The 12,600-nt window shown below is 38.7% G+C and carries 11 protein-coding genes; 5 read left to right on the plus strand and 6 right to left on the minus strand.

Features of this window, described 5'->3' with window-relative positions; genetic code table 11:
- Positions 1-2 precede the first annotated feature (2 nt).
- From B1F84_RS15440 to B1F84_RS15450, 3 genes are read right to left on the minus strand one after another with little or no spacing between them, the layout of a single operon-like run.
- Positions 3-1,181, minus strand: a complete 1,179-nt coding sequence (locus tag B1F84_RS15440) for an MFS transporter (RefSeq protein WP_131691981.1) — start codon at positions 1,179-1,181, stop codon at positions 3-5.
- Positions 1,178-2,497 carry a SidA/IucD/PvdA family monooxygenase gene (locus B1F84_RS15445; protein ID WP_131691982.1) on the minus strand — a complete coding sequence of 440 codons (1,320 nt, stop codon included), beginning with the start codon at positions 2,495-2,497 and terminating at the stop codon, positions 1,178-1,180. Before B1F84_RS15445 ends, B1F84_RS15440 begins: the two co-directional genes overlap by 4 nt.
- Entirely contained in the window at positions 2,497-4,035 is a 1,539-nt protein-coding gene (locus B1F84_RS15450) for an aspartate aminotransferase family protein (protein WP_131691983.1), read from the minus strand. Before B1F84_RS15450 ends, B1F84_RS15445 begins: the two co-directional genes overlap by 1 nt.
- A gap of 384 nt (positions 4,036-4,419) precedes the next feature.
- Here B1F84_RS15450 and B1F84_RS15455 point away from each other — a divergent pair, with 384 nt between their 5' ends.
- Positions 4,420-4,869 (plus strand): GyrI-like domain-containing protein, encoded by a 450-nt coding sequence (locus B1F84_RS15455; protein ID WP_131692308.1) that lies wholly within the window; start codon positions 4,420-4,422, stop codon positions 4,867-4,869.
- Between the two features lie 43 nt (positions 4,870-4,912).
- Here the strand turns inward: B1F84_RS15455 and B1F84_RS15460 are convergent, their stop codons facing one another.
- On the minus strand, positions 4,913-5,620 hold the full coding sequence (locus B1F84_RS15460) for a haloacid dehalogenase type II (protein ID WP_131691984.1): 708 nt from the start codon (positions 5,618-5,620) through the stop codon (positions 4,913-4,915).
- A 193-nt stretch (positions 5,621-5,813) separates the two neighbouring features.
- Complete coding sequence (locus B1F84_RS15465) at positions 5,814-6,845, minus strand: substrate-binding domain-containing protein (RefSeq protein ID WP_131691985.1); 1,032 nt, start codon at positions 6,843-6,845, stop codon at positions 5,814-5,816.
- A gap of 676 nt (positions 6,846-7,521) precedes the next feature.
- Here B1F84_RS15465 and B1F84_RS15470 point away from each other — a divergent pair.
- The 4 genes from B1F84_RS15470 to B1F84_RS15485 all read left to right on the plus strand — a co-directional run bounded on the left by B1F84_RS15470 (position 7,522) and on the right by B1F84_RS15485 (position 11,258).
- Complete coding sequence (locus B1F84_RS15470) at positions 7,522-7,854, plus strand: hypothetical protein (RefSeq protein ID WP_131691986.1); 333 nt, start codon at positions 7,522-7,524, stop codon at positions 7,852-7,854.
- 140 nt (positions 7,855-7,994) lie between these two features.
- Entirely contained in the window at positions 7,995-10,202 is a 2,208-nt protein-coding gene (locus tag B1F84_RS15475) for a hypothetical protein (protein WP_131691987.1), read from the plus strand.
- Between the two features lie 110 nt (positions 10,203-10,312).
- Positions 10,313-10,849 carry a hypothetical protein gene (locus B1F84_RS15480; protein WP_131691988.1) on the plus strand — a complete coding sequence of 179 codons (537 nt, stop codon included), beginning with the start codon at positions 10,313-10,315 and terminating at the stop codon, positions 10,847-10,849.
- Between the two features lie 55 nt (positions 10,850-10,904).
- The gene (locus B1F84_RS15485; RefSeq protein WP_131691989.1) at positions 10,905-11,258 is read left to right on the plus strand and encodes a hypothetical protein; all 354 of its coding nucleotides are present in this window, start codon (positions 10,905-10,907) and stop codon (positions 11,256-11,258) included.
- Positions 11,259-11,545: 287 nt separating this feature from the next.
- Here B1F84_RS15485 and B1F84_RS15490 read toward each other — a convergent pair whose 3' ends face one another.
- Positions 11,546-12,583, minus strand: coding sequence for a methionine synthase (locus B1F84_RS15490; RefSeq protein ID WP_131691990.1), 1,038 nt, complete (start codon positions 12,581-12,583; stop codon positions 11,546-11,548).
- Between the last annotated feature and the right edge of the window lie 17 nt (positions 12,584-12,600).

Genomic DNA, 12,600 nt, shown 5'->3' on the forward strand with positions numbered 1-12,600 from the left:
AACTAAGACGCTGAACGCGCAGTTCGAGCAACAGCCTTAACCCGCCAAAGCAAAATAAAGGCAAGGCTTGCAAAGCCAATGGCAGCAAAGTAAAACACAACCGTTGTTGAAAGATGCTCTACGCTCATACCCACTAGTAACGACGCTAAAATAACCCCGATATTTTGAGCAATGTGCACTTTGGCAAAGTCGCTGCCGTAATGTGCAGGCTCACTTTTAGCAAATAGCATTACCTCTAGCAGTACCATCACTTGAAATAGCGCAAAACCATATAAAACACGTGATAAAATCACTAACCCAACCGACTCCTGCGCTTGTAAATAAAGCCCAAGCGCCCCTAAAATAAGTGCACATAACAAAGTGCTAGTGCGGCTTAATGTTGGCAGTGGTAAATGCTGCCTGAAATGGTTAAAAACCAGCATAACAAGCGCGGCAAAGGCAGGAACGGCGTATACAACAGCGCTTTGCAACGTACTGCTTTGTGCGTTTAATGCTTGCCAATGAGTAGTAAAGAAGGGACGAATTAAAAACGCGCTAAAATAAACCACCACACTTAAAAAGCAAAATTGCCAAATAAAATAGGGAATACGTTCTCGCGGTTTTTCAGTCGCTATTGCTTGCTGATAAATACCTGTTTTTAATGAATACATTAAGTAGGCGCATAATAAAACCTGAACTAGGTCACCGGCACTACTGAGTAATAACGCATAGCGTGGCTCTGCTAAACTAAAGAAATAACCACCAATTAAAGCACCACCAATCGCACCAAAATGCATCAATACAGAAAACAAACCAATAATAGATAAATGCTTAGTTTGTTGCTCCAATCGCAGTGCAAATGGGTATATAAGTAGGTAGCTTGCCTTTAGCACCAACATTAGTTGGTAGTAAATCCAAAACTCCCATACATTGGTCGCAAAGTAGCAAAGCAGGCCAAAACCAGCGGCTACTACTTGGGTTACTAACCATAAAGCCAATTCATTGTATTTTTTAGCGACCTTAGCCCATAGCGGCAAAGCCAGCATCACAGTAATACAACAGTTAGCCACAAAGAGGCCGATTAACGTGGCGTTACTAATAGCAAATTCACTAGCAAAAAATTGCGGATAAAACGGTAGCAGCAAGGTATCGCATACCACCGAAATAACCGTCAGCAAAATTAGCGCTAAACGAAGACTCATGCGGCGCTACTCTGCTGTTGTGCTGATAGGGTTACATCGCTTAAATCAAAGTTTTGAAAAGCAATTTTTTGCTCAACCTGATAAGGCGAATAACCTAAAATTTCACGTAAAATAATACTATTACGGTAGCAAGCCATACCTAAATCTGGTGTTACAAAACCATGAGTATGCTGCTCGGCATTTTGTACAAAAATACGTTTTTGTTCGCTATCTACCGCATATTCACGGCTTACTAAATAACGACCTTGCTCATCTTGGGGTAATTGGTGGGCAATATTATTTAAAAAAGCAGGGCGCTGATATTTAAAGCCCGTGGCGCAAATTAAAAAGTCGGTTTCTATTGAAAAGGGCTGCTCAAGCTCCTGATGATAAAACTCAGTCAGTAAACGCTTACCTACTTTTTGAGTACCTGTCAGCTTGCTGTTAGTTTTAAATGTAGTGGAAATTGGCCCATCAAGGCTTTGCGCGTAGAGGGTGTCGAAAATGTCGTTAATTAAATCGCCGTTAATGCCCTTAAATAGGTTTTTTTGGTTTTGATTGAGCCAATCTCGCTGCTCAGTTTTTAAATTATAAAAGTAATCTACATACTCAGGAGAGGTCATTTCAAGGGTGAGCTTAGTATACTCAAGCGGAAAATAGCGCGGTGAACGTGCTATCCAATCTAACTGCAAGCCTTGCGGTACTGCTTGCTGCAATAAGGTGTGGTAAATTTCTGCTGCACTTTGCCCAGCCCCTACCACAGTAACCCGTTTAGCTGCCTTTAATTCATCAAGCCGATGACAAAAATCGCTACTGTGCATTACGTTATTTGAGTTACTTTGCACAGCGCAATCAGGAATATACGGTGCAGGCCCTGTGCCCAAAACAATATGGCGAGTCACATAATGTTGCGTACCATTGGGGGTGTTACAGCTAACGGTATAACTCTCACTTTGCGGGCAAAATTCAACGTGAGTGACTGTTTGTTCAAAGTTAACATTTGAAAGCTGCGAGCAAACCCATTGGCAATATAAGTTGTATTCACGGCGCAATAAAAAAAAGCTTTCGCGAATATAAAACGGGTATAACCGATTATTCAATTTGGCATAATTTAAAAAGCTATATTGGCTGGTTGGATCTGCCATGGTTACTAAATCCGACATAAACGGAGTTTGTAATGTAACGCCTTCCAGCATCATTCCTGGGTGCCAGTCAAATTCACTACGTTGTTCTAAAAATAAGCTTTTTACATCTTCGAGCGGTTCACTTAAACACGCTAAAGATAAGTTAAATGGGCCAAGGCCAATAGCTATAAAATCGTAAGGTTGATTATCCATTATGCAATTTCCCTATAAGTTTGCCATGCAATGTGGCTAATTTGCTCAATAACAGCGCGTACATCAGATAATTGGCACTGCGCATTAAGCAATGTAAATTTAAGATAATGGCGGCCATTTATTTTTGTACGGGCAACCATGGCTTCACCGGTTTGTAAAAACGTTTGTCGTACATGCAGGTTTAAAGAGTCGAGTAAATCAAGGTCATGTTTTAAGTCATCAGGGGCAAATCTAAATACCAAGGCACTAAGCTCGGGGTAGTTAACTACTTCAAAGTCGGGATGGTCGTTAAGTACAATATGCGTTTGGCGCGCAAGACCAATAACTTTATCGAACGCACGGCCAAGTGGTGCTTCTCCAGTGGTGCGCAGTGTTAGCCATAACTTTAAGGCATCAAAACGGCGAGTGGTTTGTAGGCTTTTATCTACCAAATTAGGCGTGCCATTTCCGGCCTCTGCTAATGGGTTTAAATAATCGGCATATAAAGTAATGTGGCTAAAATGACGTTTGTCGCTTAATAAAAAGGCACTACAACTAACCGGTTGCATAAATGATTTGTGATAATCAATCGTTATTGAATCAACCAACTCAATGCCATTAAGCGCATTGCGATGGTGCTCACTCACCAACAAACCACCACCATAAGCGCCATCTACGTGGCACCATAGCTGCTCTTCTTTAGCTAGCATAGCAATATTATGGATTGGATCGATTGAGCCAAAATCGGTTGTGCCTGCGGTAATAACCACTGCAATGGGTAAATCACCTTGCGCTTTGCTTGTTGCTATGGCGGTTTTAAGTGCCTCCATATCCATTTGCATTTCGCTGTTTGTAGCCACCGGCACCACGGCGTTGTAACCTAAGCCCAGTAACGCCGCTGCTTTTTGAATACTAAAGTGCGCCACCTCAGAGCAGTAAATTTTAAAGCGCGAGGCAACAGCTGGTAAGCCCTGAAGTTTTACCTGATGTTCTGGCGCATAGCGGCTAACAGCCACTTCACGAGCAACTAACATTGCCATTAAGTTTGATTGTGTGCCACCACTAGTAAATACCCCATCGGCAGTGCTTGGCAATGCCGCTTTTTGGCATGTCCAATCAATCAGCTTTTGCTCAATTAAGGTCGCGCCTGCACTTTGATCCCACGTATCTACCGAGGTATTAATAGCGGCAATAATGTGTTCGGCCACCACAGCAGGATAGGTTACAGGGCAGTTTAAATGCGCCATATAACGCGGATGATGAAAATACACGGCATGATCTAAATACACGCCTTTTAGCTCTTCAAGCACCGCCGGAAAGTCAGCCAAAGGCTGTGATAAATCAACATCGTTTACTACTTTTGCTAACGCATTTACCGACACACCTGAAAATGGCTTTTGGGCTTTAGCCATCGCTTGCTGTACTGCCGACAGCCCTTGCAAAGACGCTATTTGATAATTAATGAACTGCTCTAAATTGAATTGTGGGGGCAGGCCGCTTTGTTCAAATACAGCCTGTTTTTCAATGGTATTAATATTTAACACTTGAGATTGAGACACATCAACATTCCTTGAGTACACTTTTTAGGTGCAAGGATCTTAATGATAACGATTCCTATTTACAATAATGAAAAAAGATTAGATAGCAACTTTTTTTAAATTAGAGCTAATAAGCTTGTCGTATATTTTTAACTAAAATCGATAAACTTCATTATTAAACGACAAGCATTACATGCAAAAAATAAACTTAAAAAAGAAAAAGTTAAGTAAATTATTTTAGCGGTAGCAAAGCTATGTTTAGCCATTACCACCTATTTAAATACGAGCAATAAATACGCAACTGAGCTTAATAATCATTATTTATGAAATATTTAATACAATATTTAAAGTATTGGCGGTTTTTCTGTTACGTTGGTGTTTGTATTAACGCTAAAGGACGTCATGATGGAAGTAAAGCAACTAGCTAGTCAGACCTTAATCGGCTTAAAAGTAAGAACCTGCAACGCCAATGAAATGAACGCTGGCACTGCAAATATAGCTGAACTTTGGCAAAAATTTGGTGAAAAGTTTGCCAACAGCCTCACCCAAAACACCAAAGTGTATGGTGTGTATACTAATTACGAAAGCGATCTCACAGGCGATTTTGACGTAATTGCCTGCTGCGATAATTTATCAATTAAACTCCCTGAAGCTAAAAAAGTAACCACCCAAGCGGGGCGTTATTTGGTATTTAAAGGTGAGGGTGAAATGCCCGATGCAGTAATAGATTTATGGGGCGAAATTTGGCAATACTTCAGCTCAGACGATTGCCGTTATGCCCGCACCTACACTAGCGACTTTGAGTACTATAAAAGCAGTAACGAAATAGAAATTGCCATTGCAATTAAAGACTAAAAAAGGCTAGGTTTGTAAGCGCAAACCTAGCCTTTCATTGGTGTTATTTAACCCCTGCCTGCCCACTAAATAACTGGTTATTACTTGCCAGCTTGGTTTTTAAATCATGTAAATTGCACGCCGTTATTGTAGGCTCAAGTTCCCAGGGATCAAAAATAGCCTCACTTGAGCGCTGTATCCACGCAGCACGCATACCATGCGATAACGCCCCTATAACATCAAACGGGTTACTCGATATCAACCAAGTATTAGCACCGGTTGAATGTGCCTCACGTAAAAAATGACTATAAACACCGGGGTTGGGTTTAAAGGTTTTAATATCATCGGCGCTCACCACGCCTTCAAAATAATCACTTATACCTGCGGTTTCGAGCAAGGTATTTACCGCACTGGCCGCACCATTAGAAAACGCAAACAACCGATAGTTTTGTGCTTTTAAGCTCTCAAGCCCTGCTTTAACATCATCAAATGCGGGTAGGGTTTTATATCGCGCTAACAACTGTGCTTTTTGCTCATCGCTTAATGACACCTTGTGCAGCAAACACGCATAATTAAGTGCCTGCTCAGTACACACCGAAAACGGCACATAGTTTTGCATTAAGCCACGTCTAAACGAGTATTCAAGCTGTTTTTCACGCCAAGTAGTCGAAAATGCATGCGCGTTGTCGCCAACCATATTTTCAAGTAACGACACCACGCCATGGGTGTTTATAAGCGTACCGTATACATCAAACGCCAGTGTAGTTGCCATTAATGACTCCTGTTTAAATCGTTGCTAAAACGCAATGTTATTGCTTCGCTTAATCACCTTATCAGTTAATAAAGTACAGTAACAACACCCGCGTTTTAAGCAGTTACTGTAAACCCCCGTTACGGTTTGGTTAAAAATAGCGCATGAGGAATAGGGATTTAAAGTGAATATTTCACCACCTAGGGGTTAAATATTAATAATTTACAGTACATGTTTGGGCGTTGCTTTGTTGGCAGTAATGAAAGTCTAAAAAATAAAACGCTTCAGCAGGCTTTATATTATGCTTAATTACGTCATACATTAACTGCGCACTGAGTCGCCCCATTTCATATGGATTTTGACCAACGTTTGATGAAGATAGCCCTTTGCTAAGCGCGTCTAATTGTATTTTTTCGGTATCTGCTGAAACAATAACAAGTTCTTTTGAATCAAGTTTATGTTTGTAGGGTGTCATCAAGTTTATATACTCAGTATTAAATTGCGCAAAACCAGCAACAGCAACAAACGCAGGAGGCTTTTCCATCTTAGTAAGGCTTTTTACTTGCTCTAAGGAGGCCCCCCTTTTTCCTAAACTATAAAGAGGGCAGCGGTTATACTCGCTCCAGCCATTTTCACCCGACAAGCGCTGACTACTTTGCCCAGAAAGCGCAAACCTAACACCTGCGATTCTTTTATTTAAGTTTGGTGCAGTAGGATGGCCAGATTGAATACAAATACGCTTATTTTCTTCACTTACTAAATTCTTTAATTGATTGCCTAACGCAACACCAAAGTCAAAATTATCAGTGCCAACGTAAGCCAGCCTGTACTGGTGATCTTTTGCTAATAAATCTGAGTCAAAAGTAATAACAGGAATGTTTTTTTCAAATAAATCTTTAAGGGCTCTCTCTACCAAATAATCAGAATCTGATATTGATACTAATAAACCATCAATCCCACTTTTCATCATGTCATTAATAATTAAAGCTTGGGTTCGAATATCTTGATAATCATCAGGCCCATCATACTTACAGGTAACGTCAGGCTGTGACTTTGCAAACTCGGTACACCCTTTGTACGCCTGAATATAAAAGCTATCGTTTTTAGTTTTTCCTACTATGCCAATGACAAATTGAGCATTTGCAAAAAATGGCAAACACAGCAGCACAAAAAATAATGAAAACGATATTTTAGGTTTGTAAATAGAACAAGAGCTGTAAATAAACTTAGGTTTAATAAAAAACAACGACCAATATCCTTAATTAAAACGGCATTAATTACAAATTGATATATCAGAATAGCACTTCAAAAAAATATAGCTACCCCATTGAATATAAATTAAAAAACCAAAAAATAATCCTTAACCGCAGTGCTTTTATACTAGGCGATGGTAATAGTAATTTTTTGCTAAACAAACAGCTTTGCATTCAATTGAGTGCTGTAAACCCCCGTTACGGTTTGGTTAAAAATACCGCATGGTAAGGTGGTTTTTAATCAAAAAATAAATCAGCAGCGCTTTTAAGTCAGAAACATTCGCGTTGTTTTAGGAAGGGTTGTTGAGTTCATAAGTGCTCGATAGCAATCAAAGAACGTAATAGTTAAAAGTAGGGTTTATTAGCCTATCTTTTCGGGGTAGGCTTGTGAGCAGTCAGGTGTGAGCAAAAAACGATCATTGAGATTGGATAAATATAATAGTTAATCAATTCATCAAACAGCTCTTTGCTCACATATTTATAAAAATTAGCAAATAGCGCATATTGCTCTATTTAATTTAACCTCACTTAAAATTTTTAGAAAACTTAATGATAGTAATACCTTAGGTTATTTGCTAAAACTATATAAAGTAGAAAAATGAGCGTGGCGTCGGCAGAAATATGCGCGATGAGCGAACTATTAAATTGTTATGTTTTTAGGAGTATGAATTGACTTTATCAGAAGCAATTTACCTTTGGTGTATCGGAGGTGGAGTTGTAGGTGCTCTTTTGAGATGGGGATTTCCCTATCTTTTTAAACGTGCCGATAAGCAAAATGAGTTTGAACCTATTAACCCTTGGGTTTCAGTAGCTTTTGGAGTTGCGATGGGGTTTGGAATAGCCATATTCTTCGAATCAGATTTGAAGAATGTCGAAGGTGTGCATATTGCTTACATAAAGAAACTTGGGTTGTTAAGTGCATTATTTGTAATGTCCACAATTGATAAATTAGATAAGTATTCTGCTGCGGCAACAAAGAACTTTATTAAGCCCAAAACATAACAAACCAAGTCAGCGGGACACTAACACGTAGGCTCCCGTCACTTCATTCCTTTTTTAGCCTACGTGTTGTTGCCCCTGCTTGGGGCGTTATAGGGCTAGGTGTTTAATCTAACCTCAGTGAATAATTAAAAGGATGAGTTATGGATAACCTTAAAGTACATCTTGAAAACTGTTACGGTATTTCTTCATTAGATAAAACGTTTGATTTAACTGCTGTAGGGAGAAAAGCTAAAGCTTATTCAATTTACGCTCCAAATGGACTGATGAAAACATCCTTTTCTAGAACTTTTGATGCCTTATCAAAAGGTGAGCAGCCTAAAGAAGAACGCTTTAATCGCCAACCAACTTGCACTGTTGAAGTTGATAATGAGGAAATTACGAAGGAACAAATATACGTTCTTAAATCTGAAATAGAAATAAGTTCTGATAATGAAGCTGTAACGAACATCCTTATCAATAAAGAAAGTAAAGCTAGATATGACTCATTAATATCTAATATTAATAAATTGAAATCAAAGCTACAAACATCACTCCAGAAAAAGTCCAAACTAAAAAAAGATGAAGTCGAAAATAAACTGATAAATGACTTTCAAACAGATAATTTTGTAAGGGCAATAGAGTTAGCAAAAGAAATTGTTGTTAGTGATGATTTAAAAAGTTTTATCTATAACGAAATATTCGACCCTAAAGCCATTTCGATACTAGAAAGTCCTGAGTTTTTATCAAAATCCGATGAGTTTAATCAGCGTTATCAGGAACTCTTTAATCAAGCAGGAACAATATACCGTAGAGGGGTTTTCAACCCTACAAAAGCTGATACATCTTTCAGTACCTTAAATAAGCAAGGATACTTTGCCGGTGGACATAAAGTTCATCTACAAGGAGATGCTTCTTCAATTAATTACGAAGAACTGCAAGAAAAAATGAAGGTTGTACATGAATCAATCGACAGTGATAATGAACTTAAAAATATACGAGTTAATTTAGCTAAAAATGCACAAACTCAAGCATTAGTTTCATTGTTGGAAAATATTTCGGCAACAGAGGTTGATCTACTTTTGCATAATGTAAAACCTAATAACCAAGCAGAATTCAAAAGGAGTTTATGGGCTTTTTATATTCAAAACTGTTCTGATACTGATGTATTTCTAGAAGCTTTCTCCGACAACCAAGCAGAGTTACAAGAAATCGAATTAGACGCTGCAACAGAAGCTCCAAATTGGTCTGTAGCTATAGAGCTTTTTAATAATCGTTTTGTCGACATGCCTTTTACTCTCTCACTATTTAATCAGGTTGAAGCTGCACTAGGTAAAGATAAAGCACAATTAAAGTTCACGTTTAAAGATGGTGATGATCTTATAGATTGTACTAGAAGTGAAATTAAGTCTTTAAGCCAAGGAGAGAAACGCGCACTATACCTTCTTAATTTTATCTTTGAAGTAGAAGATAGAAAAAGAAAATCAGCAGAAACTCTTTTTATTATTGACGATGTAGCAGACTCTTTCGACTACAAAAATAAGCATGCTATTGTTCAATATCTTGAGGACATCTCTGAGGTTGAACATTTCTCTCAATTAATTTTGACTCATAATTTTGATTTCTTTAGAACTTTGGCAAATAACTTTGTTCATCGTGAAAGATGTTTAATGGCTAACAGAACTAAAAATGGTATAGAACTCTCTCAAGCAGAAGGTATAAAAAACTACTTTATTGGAAAGTGGAAAAGAAACATAACTAATAGTGAATTCATCCTTTGTGCGACCGTACCTTTTACGAGAAATCTAATCGAGTATATAAAAGGCGAAAATGATCCAGATTACTTGAAGCTTACTAGTCTATTGCATTGGAAAGAAGACACATCCCAAATTACTATCGGTGAGTATTATGAAATCTATAATCGATTATTTGGTACAAATTACCCGACGAACGATGTGAGATCTTTCAAAGAGTTACTATTTAATAAAGCAAATGAGATTAAGGATAGGGCTAATCATGAGGGGCTTAATTTAGAAGATAAAGTCCTTTTATCAATAGCCATCAGAATGAGTTCTGAAATTTTTCTAATCGAAGAAATAAGAAAAATAAAATCTGATGATGCATATTGGTGTCAATCAATGAATCAGTTTGGAGCTCTAATGAAGTCATACATAAGAGAATTACCTGATAGTCAAGCTATCAGAACTCTTGAAAAGGTTAGCATTACTGTTAGTTCTAATATTCACCTTAACTCTTTCATGTACGAACCGATATTAGATTTGACGATTGAACACTTAATCACATTGTATTCAGAAATCTTAGAGTTAGAATCGGCAGTGCCAGTTCCTCAAGAAAACGAGGCTGCCCTGTAGCAAGCCAATCAAGTCGGACGCCTAACAGTTGGCTGCGTTCACTTCGTTCACAAATATAGCCAACTATTGTTCGCCGCTTATTGGGGCGTTATAAGTCAAGGAGGCATCGAGTGTTAACTCAAATTTTCGAACAAAGTCTAGAGCAGTTTTTCCAACGAGAAGCACAAAATATTCTAAGTGGCGTAAGCGAAAGAAATCTTTGTTCTAGGCTCGCAATCCCTCTCGAAACGATAACTCACCAAAATGGTTTATCAACCTATTACGCTGATACAGAATACAACCGAAAGCAAAATGGTAGAGTCAAAACAATGCTGGATGATGATATGCAAGTTATAAATATTACTTGTGATCTAATCCTACATAGTCGAGGTGAAGTAATGGCTAGAGACAACTTAATCGCTATTGAAATGAAAAAATCTGAAAGGCCAGAAGAAGAAAAAGCTAGTGATAGAGCACGCTTACGTACTTTAACTAAAGCTAGTTTTGATGATGTTTGGTCTTTTGACGGGCAAACTCACCCCGAGCATGTTTGCGGTTATGAGGTTGGCTATTTCATTGAATTAGATAAAGATAATAACTATTACTCTGTACAACAATTCCAAAATGGGCAATTTATTTCAGAGTTTAAAGGTAGTTTTGGCTTATAACAAGTCGCTGAAAGGCGATGTTAAAATACGCGTGCTTTAATGAGATAAGGAATATATGCATCAGATTAAGCACTCAGCAAGTCCATATCTTTATAAGATTGTATTAGATAGTGAGTATAAATTATCAGACGCGGACATAAATAAATTTAAGAAGACGGTGAATCAAGGTGTCGCTGTTTATGGTTTCACTCCAAATATTATAATAATTTCTAATTCGCATTATACTTACTGGGACTCCATTTCGTTGTTTGCAAAAGCTATGGACACAGGTAAATTAGCTATTTGTAGTAATGATAATTTAGACGATGTTATTAAAAATATCTCTACTGAATTTGCACCTATTAATGTAAAGCAGTTTGGTAAGGACAATATTATAGACTGCAATAAGTGGGTTATCTCCAAAGTTTAGTTTATAGCAAATAGCTATGGTGCCAGCTTCTGCAATTGACACTCTCCACTCAGCCAATAGTAACTGGCGGCTTGGTTAAATTTATTTAATTACGCTAGATTTTGCTACACTCAACCCAACCAATATTCAACGAACTTAAAACCTTTCACCTAACACCTTTTGCCTTTAACCTTTCACCTCGTTGTGTAAACCCCCGTTACATTTTGATTAAAAAAACGACACTTTAACATGTGCAAAGGTATGGCTTTTTTACAGCAGCTGTAACTAAAGTTAAGCGACCATCACTGCTAATAACTCGCTGCTAATAGCTCGTTACGTACTAGCTCTGCGCCTTTGCTTAGGGCGTTGAGTTTACCGTTTGCGATGTCGCGTGGTAGGGGTGCCATACCGCAGTTGGTACAGGGGTAGAGCTTGTCGGCATCTACGTATTTAAGTGCTTCGCGTAGGGTTTTGGCCACCTCTTCAGGGGTTTCTATAGTATTGCTGGCTACATCAATTGCGCCTACCATTATTTTTTTACCACGAACCAGTTCGAGTAGCTCTATGGGTACATGTGAGTTTTGGCATTCGAGCGAAATAATATCTATATTCGATTTTTGCAGCTTAGGGAATACTTCTTCGTATTGTCGCCACTCGGTGCCAAGGGTTTTCTTCCAATCGGTGTTAGCTTTAATGCCGTAGCCGTAGCAAATATGCACGGCGGTTTCGCATTTTAACCCTTCTATAGCTCGCTCAAGGCAGGCTATGCCCCAGTCGTTTACCTCGTCAAAAAACACGTTAAAAGCGGGTTCATCAAATTGAATTATATCAACCCCAGCGGCTTCTAGCTCTTTGGCTTCTTGGTTGAGTATTTTAGCAAATTCCCATGCTAGTTTTTCACGGCTTTTATAATGATCGTCATACAGGGTGTCGATCATGGTCATTGGCCCTGGCAATGCCCATTTAATTGGTTGGCTGGTTTGCTGGCGTAAAAACTTGGCGTCTTCAACAAATACCGATTTAGTACGAGACACAGGGCCAACCACTGTGGGTACGCTGGCATCGTAACGGTCGCGAATTTTAACTGTTTTACGGTTTTCAAAATCAACGCCATTTAAGTGTTCAATAAAGGTGGTTACAAAGTGCTGGCGAGTTTGTTCGCCATCGCTGACTATATCTACGCCTGCAGTTTGTTGCTCGTGCAGGGAAATACGCAGGGCGTCGTGTTTGCCATCAACCAGCTCACTGCCTTGTAATTTCCACGGTGACCATAAGGTTTCGGGCTCAGCAAGCCATGACGGTTTTGGCAAGCTGCCTGCTGATGATGTAGGTAATAGTTTTTTCATAATAAATGCTGCCTTTA

Source organism: Pseudoalteromonas sp. DL-6 (assembly GCF_004328665.1).
In the GTDB taxonomy this organism is placed as follows: Bacteria; Pseudomonadota; Gammaproteobacteria; order Enterobacterales; family Alteromonadaceae; genus Pseudoalteromonas.